Below are 15,477 nucleotides of genomic sequence, written 5' to 3' on the forward strand. Positions count from 1 at the left end.
ATTAGTTCGCTTCAAGCTTAAACAGCTTGAATGTTAATGCCTTCAGCTTCGTATCGATATGCGCAAGCTCATCAGAGCTGCTCATATTGCGTTCATCAAGCAGACTGTCAATTTCTTGCTGTACCAGATTGATTTCTCGCTCAACCATACGGCTGTCGAATACTTGCTGTAGCATTTGTACTGTATTTTTCTTTTCGAACACGACACGTTTTCCCTTATCGTTTATTTCAACGATAAGCTGAACGGCACCTTGCTTATAGTGATATTGCATCGTATATTGACCATAAATGCGATTAACGACTGCATTGCCGCGGAATACGGAAACCGCCTTGCGCATTGCATTCGTCAGCTTCAACTGGACAATGGTGCACGACATTTCGCACACGTATTGATCAATGTGCCGTTCAAAGGTCATCTTGATCGTTTCATGTCCTGCTACATCCTCTACTACGAGTGACTGACTGCCATTCTCAAGAATTAGCACTTGAAGACGGAGCTGTTGTTGCTCCATAAACTGCATAAAAGACTGAAGTTCTGTACTGCTCAACTGAAATCTGGCATTGACATACTCTGTGGCTATCCGCTTAGCCATAAAAATCTCCTCAATTCTTCGCTTTCCATGCCATTATCTTTGCCTGGAAAGGCCGAATACACGCTTATAGGTTATATTATACGAGATTTTACTCTGATATTCCTGCCAATCAGCCTCGATTTTCGAGCATATTTCTCGAAATAACGGAATTATCTAAAAAAAAGCTAAGCAATCACTTAACATCCTTGCAATCTTTTGAGAAGTTCTCAGTTATGCTACCTCATTTATGAATCAAACCTATAATTGCAGTTAGCTGCTGTGTTTTTGTATTCCTGCTAGTGGAGCCTGTGCTGTGCTGGTTCTTATTCAGCTTGTGAGACTTCTCCAGCCTGCTCCTCATTCGATTGAGAGGCATTTAGATCTCCTGCTTCATCCTGCTCATTTATATTCATCCCAGCCGCATCTATCGCCTCCAGGATCGTATCCCATAGCTGCTCGCGTCCAAGACCTGTTTCTGATGAAAACAGCACTACAGGGACGCTTTTGTCAGCGCCTAACGTCTGCTTAATGACTTTTAGATGCTTATCCCACTTCGAGCGCGGGATTTTATCCGCCTTCGTTGCCACGATGCAGGTCGGAATTTCATAATGCTTCAGCCATTCATACATCAGCACATCGTCCTTGGATGGCTCATGACGGATATCAATGACTAGCAGCTGCAAAACAAGCTGCTCGCGATCGCGCAAGTAGGTTTCAATCATCACGCCAAATTGCTCGCGCTGCTTTTTGGAAACACGCGCATAGCCGTAGCCGGGAAAGTCAACAAGATAAATTCGCTCGTTTACACGGTAATAGTTCAACTGCTGCGTTTTGCCTGGCTGTGAACTTGTTCTTGCCAAATTTTTGCGAATCATCATCCGATTGATAAGCGATGATTTGCCAACATTCGAACGACCTGCCAAAGCAATCTCTGGCAAGCCGTCTACTGGGTATTGGTCTGGTCGTACTGCACTGATTACAAACTCTGTCTGTTTAATTTTCATCGTTTACTAGCTCCTCTGCTCAAGTAAGGCATGCTTCAGCACTTCATCCAGATGAGCAACAGGTACAAATTCCATCTCTTGCTTAATGCTTTCCGGGATATCATCCAGATCGCGCTGATTGTCAATTGGCAGCAATACCTTTTTAATGCCTGCACGGTGCGCTGCAAGTGATTTTTCCTTTAATCCGCCGATTGGCAGCACTCGACCACGCAGCGTGATCTCACCAGTCATTGCTACTTCCTTCGATACATAACGGCCGCTTAGGGCAGAAATAATCGCGGTAGCCATTGTGATGCCAGCAGATGGTCCATCCTTAGGAATAGCACCCTCTGGGATATGGATATGAATATCCAGCTTTTCATGGAAGGCAGGATCAATGCCAAGCTCCGTTGCATGTGAGCGAATATAGCTGTATGCCGCTTGAGCCGATTCCTTCATCACATCGCCAAGCTTGCCTGTCAGGTTCAGCTTGCCATTGCCTGGCATTGTCGAAACCTCGATCACAAGCGTGTCTCCTCCTACCTCAGTCCATGCAAGACCTGTGACAGCCCCTATTTGATTGCTGGCATCAACAGTACCGTAGCGGAAAATCGGCTTGCCAAGCCATTCTTTTACTTTATCTACATCGATGCCAATATGCTTAAGCTCCTCATCGGACACAAATGCCTTTGCCGCCTTGCGACACAAAGAAGCTACCTGCTGTTCAAGATTACGAACACCAGCCTCACGCGTATATTGACGGATGATCATGCTAATCGCATCATCCTCAAGAGAGAGCTGTTCCTCCGTCAGGCCATGGTCTTTGCGCTGCTTAGGAAATAAGTAACGCTTGGCAATTTCCTTTTTCTCAAGCTCGGTATAGCCTGCAACCTGCAGCACCTCCATCCGGTCCAGCAGCGGACGCGGAATCGTATGCAGCGAATTTGCCGTTGTGACAAACATTACTGAGGACAAATCAAACGGTACCTCAACAAAATGATCACTAAATGTGTTATTCTGCTCTGGATCAAGCACCTCCAGCAATGCTGCTGAAGGATCCCCTCGGAAATCCGATGCCATCTTGTCAATTTCATCGAGCAGGAATACCGGATTTTTCGTTCCTGCCGTCTTCATTCCCTGCATAATTCTACCTGGCATTGCCCCGACATACGTACGTCGATGACCTCTAATTTCTGCTTCATCTCTCACACCGCCGAGTGAAATGCGTACAAATTTGCGGTCAAGTGATTTGGCTATGGATTTGGCTAACGAGGTTTTACCAACGCCAGGAGGTCCTACAAGGCATAGAATAGGGCCCTTCAGCTTTTTAACAAGCTTCTGTACAGCCAAATATTCCAGCACCCGCTCCTTCGGCTTTTCCAGTCCGTAATGGTCAGCATCCAATATTTGCTCAGCACGAGCAATGTCAAGATCATCCTCGGTCATCTTGCTCCATGGCAAGGCAAGCAGCCAATCGATATAATTGCGAATGATTCCACCTTCTGCTGAAGATTGCGGCATTTTTTCAAGACGATCGATTTCCTTATTGACCTTGTCCGCTACAGTTTCAGGGAGCTCAGCTTCTTCAAGCTGCTTGCGCAGCTCCTCCACTTCACCAAGACGTCCTTCCTTCTCGCCAAGCTCCTTCTGGATCGCTTTCATTTGCTCACGCAAATAATATTCCTTTTGCGTTTTCTCCATCTGCTTTTTAACACGAGAATTGATCTGTCGCTCCATCTCAAGCACTTCGCGTTCATTATTAAGCAGATCAAGAAGCGCCTCAAGACGCTTCTCTACATCAACCGTTTCCAAAATTAGCTGTTTATCTTTTATTTTTAGCGATAGATGACTCGTAATAACATCGGCTAGTCGACCCGGATCATCGATATCCGATACAGCAGCATACGTCTCAGCCGTAATTTTTTTCGATAAGCTGACATAATTTTCAAACTGGCTCAGCACTGAACGCATCAGTGCATCGATAGCAGATGATTGCTCCGTTGGTTCAGGCAACTCCTTAACAAGCACCTCGTAATAATCGTCATTGCCTACATAATCTACAATTTCTGCACGCATCAGGCCTTCTGCCAAAACTCGTATTGTTCCATTAGGCAGCTTCAGCATTTGCTTAACTTTCGATATCGTGCCAACGCGGAAAATATCGTCCTCAAGTGGTGTCTCGATATTAACCTCCGCCTGAGATACTAACAGAATATTTTGATCATCGACCATCGCACGCTCCAGTGCACGGATAGACTTTTCTCTTCCCACATCTAAGTGGAGCACCATGCTGGGATAGACAAGCAAGCCCCTTAGCGGGAGCAATGGAATACGTCGAGTCTTTGATTTGCTAGATCCCATTCCAGCACCTCCATTCTATATACTTTCCCTACATCTTATCATTCTAATGAATCTGCCTGCAAATACGGATAGGTTGGTTGGCTAAATAAATTCAGCTTCCACTGCTCGGCCTGCTCTTCTTCCTTCCACTTTGCAAGATCTGGGAATACATGGGCAAGCACTTCCTCAATTCTGGAAACTGCAATGACCTGCAGCCCATTTAGATCGGAAAATATTTCTTGCCAGTTTTCTTTAGGAATAATAACACGAACTGCGCCTGCTTGAAAGGCTGCTTCAACTTTTGCAAGCACGCCGCCTACTGGCTTCACATTGCCATGAATGCCAATTTCCCCCGTCATAGCCAAGCGGTTGTCAATTGGAACCTGTAAGATCGCTGATGTAATGGCTGTCGCCATTGCAATGCCTGCTGATGGACCATCAACTGGCGAGCCTCCCGGAAAGTTGATATGTAGATCATAATCCTTCGTGTTGAGCCCTTTTAAGCGAAGCACAGTCAACACGTTTTCAATCGAGCCCTTCGCCATGCTTTTACGACGAAGCGTACGCGATCCGCCTCCCAGCTCCTCTTCATCCACAACACCAGTAATCGTAAATGTACCTTTCCCCTTAGCAGCAGGAATGGCGCTCACTTCAATCTCCAACAACGCCCCCATGCTCGGACCATATACCGCAAGCCCATTCACATAACCAATTTGCGGCTGTGAAGGCACCTTGCGTTCTGGACGTGGCGGTATTTGACTGGAATTGACCACCCATTCAATGTCAGTCGCATTAATTTTGTCACGTTTTTCAGATAATGCAAGACCTGCTGCGAGCTGAATAATATTAACCGCTTCACGTCCATTTGTTGCATACTGCTTTACAACTTCAACAGCTTCCGGACATGGTGCAAAACCAATCTTCATAACTGCATTATTGGCGATTTCTACAACCTCATCCGCAAGCAGCGGTCGGAAATATATTTCCATACAACGAGAACGAATCGCAGGAGGTATTTCTTGAGGAGAACGTGTCGTTGCTCCTACAAGTCTAAAATCAGCCGGAAGTCCATTTTGAAAAATATCATGGATATAAGTCGGAATGTTGGAATCCTCCGAATTATAATACGCACTTTCCAAGAAGACTTTGCGATCCTCAAGCACCTTTAATAGTTTATTCATCTGCACATGATGTAATTCACCGATCTCATCAATAAACAGAATCCCCCCGTGCGCCTTCGTAACCGCACCAGGCTTCGGCTGTGGAATGCCTGCTACCCCCATTGCGCCTGCTCCCTGGTAAATCGGATCATGCACGGACCCAATTAGCGGATCGGCAATGCCTCGTTCATCAAATCGTGCTGTCGTAGCATCAATTTCTGTAAACTTAGCGCTTGGTAAAAATGGAGATGCAGCATTGCGCTTCGCTTCTTCCAGTACGACGCGTGCAGCTGCTGTCTTCCCAACTCCCGGAGGTCCGTAGATGATAACATGCTGCGGATTTGCGCTGCATAGCGCTGCCTTGAGCGCCTTTAGACCATCCTTTTGTCCGATAATATCATCCATAGATTGCGGTCTAGTTTTTTCAGCAAGCGGCTTAGTCAATGAAATCGAACGCAGCTTGCGCAGCTTTTCCATCTCTTTTTTGGATTCGCGATCAACTGCTGCCTTATTCATCTTTTGATTACGCAGCAGGTTGAAAAAATATAATCCGATTACTACAGCAAAAAACACCTGAATGATCATTAGCAATATGCTCATATCCATGTTGAACCTCACTCCATTTCCAGTCTTTCAAGGGTGTGTCTGAAAAGTCAGCAGGGAACAGATCGTGCCGAATGTTCGTTCCATGCAAGGCACTTTTTCGCAAGCTTACTTGACGTAAGGTAAGAAAAAGTAACACAGCAGGGGATGATTAGGCGGTACGAGATGACCTTGAGCGAGTTTTCAGAGCACGCCCTAGTATTTGAATAGACATATTATTGCCCTTCTTGGGGCATATTAATCTTTTCGACTGGAAAATGAAGAGCCTTTTGTCTATTTTAGCTCTTCTTAAACGAGTATGGAGTCGTTGTAAACAGCAACAGCCAGGAAGATCAAATCATATTGATCTTACCTGGCTGTATCATATGATATAGATTAGTGCTTAACATGCTCTTTGCGTCCAGGAATTTCTCCTGTCTCTTCATAGACTCGTACAATTTCATCGATTTCCTTTTTTAGCTCCGATACGAGATCCGCCTCTGGTACTTTACGAATCATTTGGCCATAGCGGAACAGCATACCTTCGCCACGTGCGCCAGCAATTCCGATATCAGCCTCACGCGCTTCACCAGGTCCGTTAACGGCACAGCCTAATACGGATACCTTCAATGGCACCTTAATTTTAGAAATATACTCTTCAACCTCATTGGCAACAGAGAACAAATCAATATCCAGACGTCCGCAAGTTGGACAAGAAACGAGCGTAGCTGCATTAGAAATAAGTCCAAATGTTTTCAATAGCTCGCGCGCCACCTTCACTTCCTCTACAGGATCTGCAGACAAGCTGATACGCACAGTATTACCGATGCCTAAGGATAGAAGCGCCCCAATACCAGCTGAGCTTTTAATTGTCCCAGCATGCAGCGTTCCAGCCTCTGTAATACCAAGATGAAGTGGATACTTAATCACTTTCGCAGCCATAGAATAGGCTTGAATCGCCATAGGCACATCTGATGCTTTCAAAGAGACGATAATGTCGTGGAAGTCTAGTTCTTCTAGGATGCCAATATGATAGAGTGCGCTTTCGACCATCGCCTCTGGCGTCGGGTAGCCGTATTTCTCTAGCAAGTGATTTTCTAGAGAGCCTGCATTTACACCGATACGAATCGGAATCCCTTTCTCCTTGCACGCTTTAACGACAGCCTCAACTTTTTCACGGCGACCGATATTACCCGGATTAATACGTACCTTGTCAATCCCATTTTCGATGGCACGCAGCGCCAAACGGTAATCAAAGTGAATGTCTGCAACAAGAGGAATGTGAATATGTTTTTTAATTTCTTTTATTGCATCTGCAGCTTCAATATTGTTGACTGTGACACGAACGAGCTGACAGCCTGCTTCCTCAAGACGAAGAATCTCTGCTACTGTCGCTTCTACATTCGCTGTCTTTGTTGTGCACATGCTTTGAATGAGTACCTCATTGCTCCCGCCTATTGTTAGATTGCCAACTTTAACAGGTACAGTGTCTTGACGTAAGTACATACTTATCTCTCCCATAAATACCAAAGTCCACCCCTAGCTTAAATAAAGCAAGCTTGAGGTGGCTTCCTTGGCAGTATTCAAGTAGCGTTAAGCACTTTCTTCTTTCTTATCGCTCTTATTATCTGATTTGTTAAGCTCAGGCATAATTTTATTTGTAACCGTTTCTTCCGTAATGACACATGTCGTAACATCTTCACGCGAAGGAACCTCGTACATAAGATCAAGCATAATGCCTTCGATTATCGCACGAAGACCGCGAGCGCCAGTATTACGTTTAATCGCTTCTTTGGCAATGGCCTCAAGTGCCTCTTGCTTAAACTCAAGCTTAACATTATCAAGCTCAAGCAGCTTTTGATACTGCTTCACAAGCGCATTTTTCGGTTCAGACAATATACGAACAAGTGCAGCTTCATCAAGCGGCTCTAGAGTCGAAATGACTGGCAAACGACCTACAAATTCAGGGATCAAGCCAAATTTCAACAAGTCTTCAGGAAGCACCAGTGACAAATATTCGCCTGGCTTCATATCCTTTTGTACTTCGCCTGAAGAATTGAATCCGATAACCTTTTTACCAATTCTGCGTTTAATAATTTGCTCTAGTCCATCAAATGCACCACCGCAAATAAACAAAATGTTTGTTGTATCGATCTGGATAAATTCTTGATGTGGATGCTTGCGTCCACCTTGTGGAGGCACGGAAGCAACCGTTCCTTCAAGAATTTTCAATAGTGCCTGTTGAACACCTTCACCAGAAACGTCACGTGTTATCGATGGGTTTTCAGATTTACGAGCAACCTTATCAATCTCATCGATATAAATAATACCGCGTTCTGCTTTCTCTACATCGTAATCTGCAGCCTGGATCAGCTTAAGAAGAATGTTTTCAACATCTTCACCGACATAACCAGCTTCCGTTAACGACGTAGCGTCAGCAATTGCAAACGGCACATTCAATATTCTGGCCATTGTTTGAGCAAGCAATGTTTTACCAGAACCTGTAGGTCCTAATAGCAAAATATTACTCTTTTGCAATTCAACATCTTCGATTTTGCTTCCAGTATTGATGCGTTTGTAGTGGTTGTATACTGCAACCGCCAATGACTTCTTCGCAAAATCCTGACCAATTACGTAAGAGTCCAGTGTAGTGCGGATCTCCGTCGGCTTAGGAATATTTTTCAAATCCACTTCTTCCTCTTGACCTAGCTCCTCCTCAACGATTTCAGAGCACAGATCAATACATTCGTCACATATATAAACGCTAGGGCCAGCTACAAGCTTACGCACCTGCTCTTGAGATTTTCCGCAGAAAGAACACTTCAATTGTGTCTTCTCATCATTAAATTTAAACATCGATTCACCCCTTCAGCTCTTCGGTTAACCTATTGGCGCAGTAATTACTTTATCAATCAAGCCATATTCCAAAGCTTCCTGAGCCGTCATGAAGTTATCACGATCGGTGTCACGGTCGATTTTATCATATGGTTGCCCTGTACGCTCCACATAGATTTCATTTAGCTTTTGTTTTGTTTTCAAAATCCAATCAGCATGGATTTTAATATCAGATGCCTGACCTCTTACTCCGCCAAGCGGCTGATGGATCATTACTTCTGCGTTAGGCAGCGCAAAACGCTTGCCTTTTGCACCAGCTGTAAGCAGCAAAGAGCCCATGCTCGCTGCAAGACCCATGCAGATCGTACTTACATCAGGTTTAATATACTGCATTGTATCGTAAATTGCCATCCCTGCAGTTACAGAACCACCAGGCGAATTAATATAAAGATGAATATCCTTATCAGGATCTTCGGCAGCAAGAAACAGCAGCTGTGCAATAACAGCATTAGCTACATCATCATCAATCGCACTTCCGAGAAAAATAATACGATCCTTCAGCAAGCGAGAATAAATATCGTAAGATCTCTCTCCACGATTCGTCTGTTCAACAACGACTGGAACTAAATTCATGCGATCAACCTTCTTTCAGTTTAGACTTTTTGAACACCTTCTATTGTACCACGTTGCTGAGTTGATGTCATTTTTTCATCAAATTGGCAACAAGTCAAACATTCAACGATATATGTATACTTTCTTTCAACTACGATATGTATGGTGCATTACATCTTATTCAGAACATGCACAGTTTAAAAATAAGGCACGCATGGACACGTGCCTTATTTTTCATGTTCTGTATGTTAGCTTCGCTTAAACTGCTACGCTGTTGTCAACAAGGAATTTGATTGCTTTACGAAGCAATAGGTCTTCTGTAAGATTTTCAAGGTTGCCATTTTGCGCAAAGATGCTGCGAATTTCTTCTGCAGGGCGGTTGTATGCTTTAGACAGATTTTCAAGCTCCTCGTTCATTTCCTCTTCGGAAACTTCAAGAGCTTCTGCTTTTGCAACAGCCTCTAGAACTAGGTTGTTAAGCACGCGTTTTTCTGCATCGCCTTTCATTTGGTCAAGAAGCGCTTGCTCGTTTTGGCCAGAGAATTGGTAATACAGGTCTAGCGTCATGCCTTGCATGCGAAGACGGTTTTCAAAGTCTTTAAGCATGTAATCTTGCTCAGTAGCAACCATTGCAGCAGGAACCTCAACTGTTGCAGCTTCTGCTACCTTATTGATTACTTCTGTTTCTTGTGCTTGCTTAGCTTCCTGCTCTTTTGTTGCTTGAAGCTTGCTAGCCAAATCCTTTTTGTATTCTTCAAGCGTATCGAATTCACTTACATCTTTAGCGAACTCATCGTCAAGAGCTGGCAACGATTTACGTTTTAGCTCATGAAGCTTAACCTTGAATACAGCAGGTTTGCCTGCAAGGTTTTCAGCATGATAGCTTTCAGGGAAAGTAACTTCGATATCCTTGAAATCTCCAAGCTCCATACCTACTACTTGCTCTTCGAAACCAGGAATGAAGGAGTTAGAGCCAAGCTCTAGTGAATAACGCTCTGCTTTACCGCCTTCGAATGCTTCGCCATCAACAAAGCCTTCAAAATCAATAATCGAGATGTCGCCATTTTGAGCCGCGCCTTCTTCCACAACTGTAAGCTCAGCGTGACGCTGTTGCAAACGCTCAAGCTCAGCAGCAATTTCCTCTTCTGTTACTTCAGCAGATACCTTTGCTACTTCGATACCTTTATAGTTGCCAAGTGTAACTTCTGGTTTAACAGTCACTTTAGCAGTGAAAATAAAGGCTTGTCCTTTACCGAATTGTGTTACATCGATTTCCGGACGATCAACAGGCTGAATACCTGTTTCGTTTACAGCAGCAGTATATACTTCTGGCAATAGAATATCAATTGCATCCTGATACAGGCTTTCTACGCCGAATTTTGCTTCAAAAATGTTGCGAGGCACTTTGCCTTTACGGAATCCTGGTACATTAACTTGTGCTACAACTTTTTTGAATGCTTGATCTAGAGCTTCAGAAACTTTATCCGCACCAACCTCAACATTTAGTGATACAGTGTTCTGCTCTATTTTTTCCCAAGTTGCTTTCATTTTATGCTTTCCCCTCCAAAATGCTCATGCATTACATGTTTTCACGTCTAATAAACCACTCTATTATATACAAGTTACAACCACATTTCAAGGCATGAATTAGCCGAGCTCTTGGAGGTAAAGTGTAATGTCCCGAATTATTCGGCTTGCTTGCTCATATCGAAAACGGTATTCGTCAGTGATGCCATATATTTCACGAATGTCATCCTCCACTGCTTGTCCATACACAATAAGCTGAATGGTTGTATGCAAACCCGCTGCAAAGCAATCCTCGATGTAATGCTCCTCATGCAGCAGCCAGCCATAGCTTCGTGTTCCATATAAACAATGCAGACATTCCATCCATAATTCCGTCACTAAAATCGGCATCGTTACATCTACAGCCTCAAGCGCCATAACAGCTTTGTCTAATATAGCATTGACCGAATCTGGAAATTCATTCAATGATAGCGGAGTTGCCTCAATTTCAAGCTGAACAACCTCACCCAACCGCGTCATGGTGACAACGCCAGATACGCCCCGCTTTTTCAACGTTTGCAGTGCTTTGAATTGCAGCGCAGGATGCAGCTGCTGCCCTTCGAGCCATTCCATTAATCGTTGGTTCAGATCTTCAGATTCTATAAATTCCGCTCGTTCCAGCGCAAGCATTTGCTGATCAATGGCAACTGCGCTTTGCAGCTGTTTCATAATTTTTTCTGTTGCCTGAGTCGAACTTACAGAACCATAATCACCTAACGCAGCGCGTCTAAATTGCTTTTCCATATCCTCTGCCTGATCCAGCTCATCTACCGCGTCCGAGCTTGGAAATGCTTGCTCCAGCCAGGTAAGCAAGTTCCCCCACTCCATCGCATGCTGGCGCTCATCTCCTTGGCATTGCAGCAAAAAACGCAGCAGATCTTTCGCTTCTTCATATTGCTCCCGCTCCAAACATTGAGTCAGCTGAACCTGATATTGATCGAGCATCGAAGGAAACAAATATACATTATCCGGCTGATCCTGTTTTTTACTAGGTTGATCTGTGATACTAACACCGCCTAACCACTTATAAACTAGGACTTTATTCCATCTATCGTCAAATTATAACATGCTGGGATGAAAATAAAAAATCAACTTTTTTAATTTTTTTCTTAAAAAGCTCTTGTCAATCAGAAAAATGTCTGCTATATTATTACTCATGCGTCTCAGTAGCTCAGCTGGATAGAGCACTCGCCTTCTAAGCGAGTTGTCGGGGGTTCGAGTCCCTCCTGGGACGCCATGAGAAGACTTTACGTGCGATTCATACATATAGAAAAATCCGAAATTCTTGCTTAACAAGGATTTCGGATTTTTTGTTGTTTAAATGTAATTTAATACGATTGCATTTCTCACCCGCAGTGCTGTTTTAATTCCAATAAAGTGTTGAATATTCGCCCAATATAACGGGCACATTATGAGGGCAGTATAATGAAAATAGGAGGATTAACATAATGAAAAAACTAATTTCTTTAGCTTTTGCCTTCGCTTTACTATTCACTCTGCCGTCAGTATCTGCTCATGCGATGACCAACAATCAAACGAATGCTAAGCAATCAAGAATGACGGACTCAACCATCAACGATGTGAATAATTATCAAACAAATGATGGTGCAGCTAATAATTTCCGAGCAAACAACACAACAAACAACCAATCTGACAGGTACAGAGCTACTGCCAATAACTATCGTACAAATGCTGTTGATAACGATAGAGGCAACAATTGGGGCTGGCTTGGACTGCTTGGTTTAACTGGTTTGTTAGGTTTAAGAAGTCGTCAAAGAGAACGTACCTAACAAGTTTTGATCCCCCCTTTGGGGGGATTTTTTGCTTTAAAGGTTGTTTGAGATTATTGTTGCCTTACAATTAGCACAATTTGTTTGGAGGTAGGTACCATACTTCCTCCTTTGGGTTCTACCGTTATTGAAATAAAATCTGTCGGTTGATGATATGGTGTTTGAATGTATAGATGTCCTTCTGACCCGACAGTTTGAATAATGCCCAAGCTATTAGCCACTTCTCCAGAAACAGCCCAAGCCTGATAATCCTGACGGTCAATAACAGGTAAATTTTCAAGCCAAAGAAAAACTTCGCTCCAATCCTCCTTCATCCATATATAACCGCTTCCGGTTTGTCCTTCAGCAGCTTCCACACGATACCTTGCACTTTCCTTCGCATTCACGAACGACGCAGCACCTGGTTCGTAATGCAGGACATAGTCATCAACATATTCAGGCGTAACGAGTTTATCATTAAGCGGTTTTAAGGTGATGCTAAGCAACAGCAACGCAGCAGCCGCTCCCGCTATTATATATTTGTGTTCCTTAAGCTTTCTTTTAAGATGAAGCTTTCTCGCTTGTTGTTTCACCGTTCGCTGCAAGGACAGCAAATGTTTTTGATCTGGTAAATCCGCGATAATATGCTCCTTATCAATTGCATAGAGATCAGAGCTCGAACTGCTGACCGAAGGCATTGGCTCCGCAGCTAAAATTGCACTCCATTCCTCCATCTGCTGTCTGCAAGCCGCACATGATTCCAAATGACTTTCAAGCTGCTGACGTTTTGTATGTGACAGGTTTCCAAGCACAAAATCGACCCATTCCTCCTCTATATAGCCACTTGTGCAATACCGCTGATTGCTTCTTTCATGAATGACGGTCATAGGAATCACTCCTTTCATTCGTGGCTTCATGCCAGCCCTTTCGTTCAAGCTGTTTGCGCAAATTGCCGATGCCATATCGCACCCATGATTTCACAGTCCCTAGCGGAACCTTCCAATCCAGCGCCATTTCCTTCTGTGTTTTTTCCTCATAGTAGGCAGCATAGATGGCTTTCTTCTGCGTTATGGGCAGCTCGGCCAGCGCTTCCTGCAGCACTTCCCGATCAAGTGAACGCAAAGCTGCCACTTCAGGCGTAACCGACGCTGTGCTTGCATACAATTCCTGTTCCTGCATATCAGTTTCCCCAGCTGCTCTCCGCTGCTTTTTCCGCAGCATATCCATGCTGCGACTTCTGGCAATTACCGCAATCCAGGCATCCAGCGAGCCTCTGCTGCTGTCATATTGGGCAGACCTGCGAAGCACTTCAAGAAATACATCGTGACTGACTTCCTCAGCCTCCATGCGATCCTGTACAATATGCAGCGCAATATGCATCACCAGCGGCATATACTGTCGGTACAGCTCATTAAAAGCCTCAATCGATCCTTCACGAATCGCCAACAGCAGTTCTGAACTGGACAGTCGATCTGGCATCTGTTTTCCGTTACAAATCGAAGCAGGCTTGCACGTTTTCCATTACAACAACATCAATGAAGTGCAATACCCAGTCGATTTCTTCCTTGTTCAACGTGTGCTTTTTCGCTGCGATCATTGGTCAGCTACTCAAGTGGTCCTTACACTCCCAAGGCGTTAATTCCCCGTTCAGGGTACAATCAGCAGCACATCCATAGGAATGAAACGCCGCTGATCTGTAACGGCTCTCCTCCTTACATCATGATTAGACCAACGTACCTCATCTTGTAATTATAGTAATGCAAAAACTGTCATTTTCTCAACATTCCTTCTGGCTGTTCAACGATTAAAAAACAAAAAAAAATTTTGCAGCTATAAATCCAACTATTCCCCTCATGACGTAATGTTAATTGAAAACCAAACATGAACAGGAGGGATTAGCATGCAAAAAGCATGCCGCCAAGCCTTAGTGCTGGCATTAACGATCGCTTTGCTATGTACAGCTTTTTCGTGGAAACCTGGCTCCGCAGAGGCAGCTGGCGATCTGGAATTGTATACACCATACAGGCAATTGACTGCTGCGCCAGGTGAGTCCATAACGTACTCTATTGATCTAATCAACTTGTCAGGCACAACTCAACTAGCCAATCTCTCATTCAGAACGAATCATCAAAATTGGAGCTATGACCTAACAACAGGGGGCAAAAATGTACAAGAAATAGCGGTGAAAGCACACGATTCACAGTCGCTTAGCCTTCGACTTGATGTGCCGCTGCAAATCGATCCTGGAAATTACACGTTCACTGTATCGGCAGGTGATGCCAGCTTGCCGCTTACGGTGACTGTTGCCGAAAAAGGAACGTTCAATTCAAACTTTGAGCTTGAACAAAGCAATATGGAAGGCTATGCAGGATCAGACTTCACCTTCTCAGCAACATTGCGCAACCAAACCGCAGAAGAACAAACCTATGCGCTGTCTGCTTCCCCTGCAAATGGCTGGGAGGTGCGCTTCATGTCCAGCAGCAATTATGTTTCTTCGGTAACGATCGATCCAAATGCGTCACAAACGATCAGCGTGAAAGTAACCGCCCCTGAGGGAGTGGAAGCTGGAGACTATAGCATTCCTATTGCGGCATATAACAACGCTACACAAGCAGAAGCAAGCATCGAAGTATCTATTATAGGCTCCTATAATCTATCGATTAAAACGAGTGATGAACGCTTGAATACGACCATTCGGGCGGGAGGAAGCCGTACGTTGGAATTTATTGTTGAAAATACAGGCACAGCTGCACTCGAGGATATTAATGTATCATCCATCACACCAACAAATTGGGAGGTTCAGTTCGAACCAAAAACAATTGCCAGTCTTGAGCCTGGCAAAACCGCCTCTGTGCAAGCCATCATAACATCGAATGAGGATTCGCTTCCTGGTGACTATGCGATGAGTGTTACAGCTCGCAGCGACCAAAAATCGGCCGATGCATCGCTACGGGTCACGGTCAAATCATCTGTACTGTGGGGTTGGATTGGAGTAGCGATTATAGCAGCTGTAATCATCGCAATCTACAGCTTGTTCCGTCGTTATGGGAGGAGATAAT

Annotated in this window: 13 protein-coding genes and 1 tRNA gene; 3 read left to right on the top strand and 11 right to left on the bottom strand. The window is 44.3% G+C overall.

The annotated features are described in order from the left end of the window. Nucleotide 1 precedes the first annotated feature (1 nt). From ACFP56_RS03145 to ACFP56_RS03185, 9 genes are all read right to left on the bottom strand, one after another. The gene (locus ACFP56_RS03145; protein WP_379231021.1) at nucleotides 2-592 is read right to left on the bottom strand and encodes a non-ribosomal peptide synthetase module; all 591 of its coding nucleotides are present in this window, start codon (nucleotides 590-592) and stop codon (nucleotides 2-4) included. A 302-nt stretch (nucleotides 593-894) separates the two neighbouring features. Further along, the gene (yihA, locus tag ACFP56_RS03150; protein ID WP_379231023.1) at nucleotides 895-1,575 is read right to left on the bottom strand and encodes a ribosome biogenesis GTP-binding protein YihA/YsxC; all 681 of its coding nucleotides are present in this window, start codon (nucleotides 1,573-1,575) and stop codon (nucleotides 895-897) included. Nucleotides 1,576-1,581: 6 nt separating this feature from the next. Then, nucleotides 1,582-3,915 carry an endopeptidase La gene (lon, locus tag ACFP56_RS03155; protein ID WP_379231025.1) on the bottom strand — a complete coding sequence of 778 codons (2,334 nt, stop codon included), beginning with the start codon at nucleotides 3,913-3,915 and terminating at the stop codon, nucleotides 1,582-1,584. A 38-nt stretch (nucleotides 3,916-3,953) separates the two neighbouring features. Beyond that, entirely contained in the window at nucleotides 3,954-5,660 is a 1,707-nt protein-coding gene (lonB, locus tag ACFP56_RS03160) for an ATP-dependent protease LonB (RefSeq protein ID WP_379231027.1), read from the bottom strand. 372 nt (nucleotides 5,661-6,032) lie between these two features. Further along, the gene (gene ispG, locus ACFP56_RS03165) at nucleotides 6,033-7,142 is read right to left on the bottom strand and encodes a flavodoxin-dependent (E)-4-hydroxy-3-methylbut-2-enyl-diphosphate synthase (protein WP_379231029.1); all 1,110 of its coding nucleotides are present in this window, start codon (nucleotides 7,140-7,142) and stop codon (nucleotides 6,033-6,035) included. Nucleotides 7,143-7,229: 87 nt separating this feature from the next. After that, nucleotides 7,230-8,492, bottom strand: coding sequence for an ATP-dependent protease ATP-binding subunit ClpX (clpX, locus tag ACFP56_RS03170; protein ID WP_379231031.1), 1,263 nt, complete (start codon nucleotides 8,490-8,492; stop codon nucleotides 7,230-7,232). A gap of 24 nt (nucleotides 8,493-8,516) precedes the next feature. After that, nucleotides 8,517-9,104 (bottom strand): ATP-dependent Clp endopeptidase proteolytic subunit ClpP, encoded by a 588-nt coding sequence (gene clpP, locus ACFP56_RS03175; protein WP_379231033.1) that lies wholly within the window; start codon nucleotides 9,102-9,104, stop codon nucleotides 8,517-8,519. 237 nt (nucleotides 9,105-9,341) lie between these two features. After that, entirely contained in the window at nucleotides 9,342-10,631 is a 1,290-nt protein-coding gene (gene tig / locus ACFP56_RS03180; protein ID WP_379231035.1) for a trigger factor, read from the bottom strand. A gap of 99 nt (nucleotides 10,632-10,730) precedes the next feature. Next, entirely contained in the window at nucleotides 10,731-11,606 is an 876-nt protein-coding gene (locus ACFP56_RS03185; protein ID WP_379231037.1) for a hypothetical protein, read from the bottom strand. 203 nt (nucleotides 11,607-11,809) lie between these two features. Between ACFP56_RS03185 and ACFP56_RS03190 the strand changes: the two genes are divergently transcribed. Further along, nucleotides 11,810-11,886 (top strand) — tRNA-Arg (locus ACFP56_RS03190). A gap of 211 nt (nucleotides 11,887-12,097) precedes the next feature. Beyond that, nucleotides 12,098-12,439 (top strand): WGxxGxxG family protein, encoded by a 342-nt coding sequence (locus ACFP56_RS03195; RefSeq protein WP_379231039.1) that lies wholly within the window; start codon nucleotides 12,098-12,100, stop codon nucleotides 12,437-12,439. 53 nt (nucleotides 12,440-12,492) lie between these two features. Here the strand turns inward: ACFP56_RS03195 and ACFP56_RS03200 are convergent, their stop codons facing one another. Both ACFP56_RS03200 and ACFP56_RS03205 read right to left on the bottom strand, forming a co-directional pair. Beyond that, complete coding sequence (locus ACFP56_RS03200) at nucleotides 12,493-13,305, bottom strand: anti-sigma factor (protein WP_379231041.1); 813 nt, start codon at nucleotides 13,303-13,305, stop codon at nucleotides 12,493-12,495. Then, nucleotides 13,289-13,897, bottom strand: coding sequence for an RNA polymerase sigma factor (locus tag ACFP56_RS03205; protein WP_379231043.1), 609 nt, complete (start codon nucleotides 13,895-13,897; stop codon nucleotides 13,289-13,291). Before ACFP56_RS03205 ends, ACFP56_RS03200 begins: the two co-directional genes overlap by 17 nt. A gap of 421 nt (nucleotides 13,898-14,318) precedes the next feature. Between ACFP56_RS03205 and ACFP56_RS03210 the strand changes: the two genes are divergently transcribed. After that, nucleotides 14,319-15,476 carry a COG1470 family protein gene (locus tag ACFP56_RS03210; RefSeq protein ID WP_379231045.1) on the top strand — a complete coding sequence of 386 codons (1,158 nt, stop codon included), beginning with the start codon at nucleotides 14,319-14,321 and terminating at the stop codon, nucleotides 15,474-15,476. The last annotated feature ends 1 nt before the right edge of the window (nucleotide 15,477 follow it).

This window comes from Paenibacillus septentrionalis, from assembly GCF_042659865.1.
GTDB classification, from domain to species: Bacteria; Bacillota; Bacilli; order Paenibacillales; family Paenibacillaceae; genus Pristimantibacillus; species Pristimantibacillus septentrionalis.

Bases quoted from the DNA above. Each gene is read 5' to 3' on its own strand.
- ACFP56_RS03145 (WP_379231021.1), bottom strand. From the start codon at position 592: ATGGCTAAGCGGATAGCCACAGAGTATGTCAATGCCAGATTTCAGTTG.
- yihA (WP_379231023.1), bottom strand. From the start codon at position 1,575: ATGAAAATTAAACAGACAGAGTTTGTAATCAGTGCAGTACGACCAGAC.
- lon (WP_379231025.1), bottom strand. From the start codon at position 3,915: ATGGGATCTAGCAAATCAAAGACTCGACGTATTCCATTGCTCCCGCTA.
- lonB (WP_379231027.1), bottom strand. From the start codon at position 5,660: ATGGATATGAGCATATTGCTAATGATCATTCAGGTGTTTTTTGCTGTA.
- ispG (WP_379231029.1), bottom strand. From the start codon at position 7,142: ATGTACTTACGTCAAGACACTGTACCTGTTAAAGTTGGCAATCTAACA.
- clpX (WP_379231031.1), bottom strand. From the start codon at position 8,492: ATGTTTAAATTTAATGATGAGAAGACACAATTGAAGTGTTCTTTCTGC.
- clpP (WP_379231033.1), bottom strand. From the start codon at position 9,104: ATGAATTTAGTTCCAGTCGTTGTTGAACAGACGAATCGTGGAGAGAGA.
- tig (WP_379231035.1), bottom strand. From the start codon at position 10,631: ATGAAAGCAACTTGGGAAAAAATAGAGCAGAACACTGTATCACTAAAT.
- ACFP56_RS03195 (WP_379231039.1), top strand. From the start codon at position 12,098: ATGAAAAAACTAATTTCTTTAGCTTTTGCCTTCGCTTTACTATTCACT.
- ACFP56_RS03200 (WP_379231041.1), bottom strand. From the start codon at position 13,305: ATGACCGTCATTCATGAAAGAAGCAATCAGCGGTATTGCACAAGTGGC.
- ACFP56_RS03205 (WP_379231043.1), bottom strand. From the start codon at position 13,897: ATGCCAGATCGACTGTCCAGTTCAGAACTGCTGTTGGCGATTCGTGAA.
- ACFP56_RS03210 (WP_379231045.1), top strand. From the start codon at position 14,319: ATGCAAAAAGCATGCCGCCAAGCCTTAGTGCTGGCATTAACGATCGCT.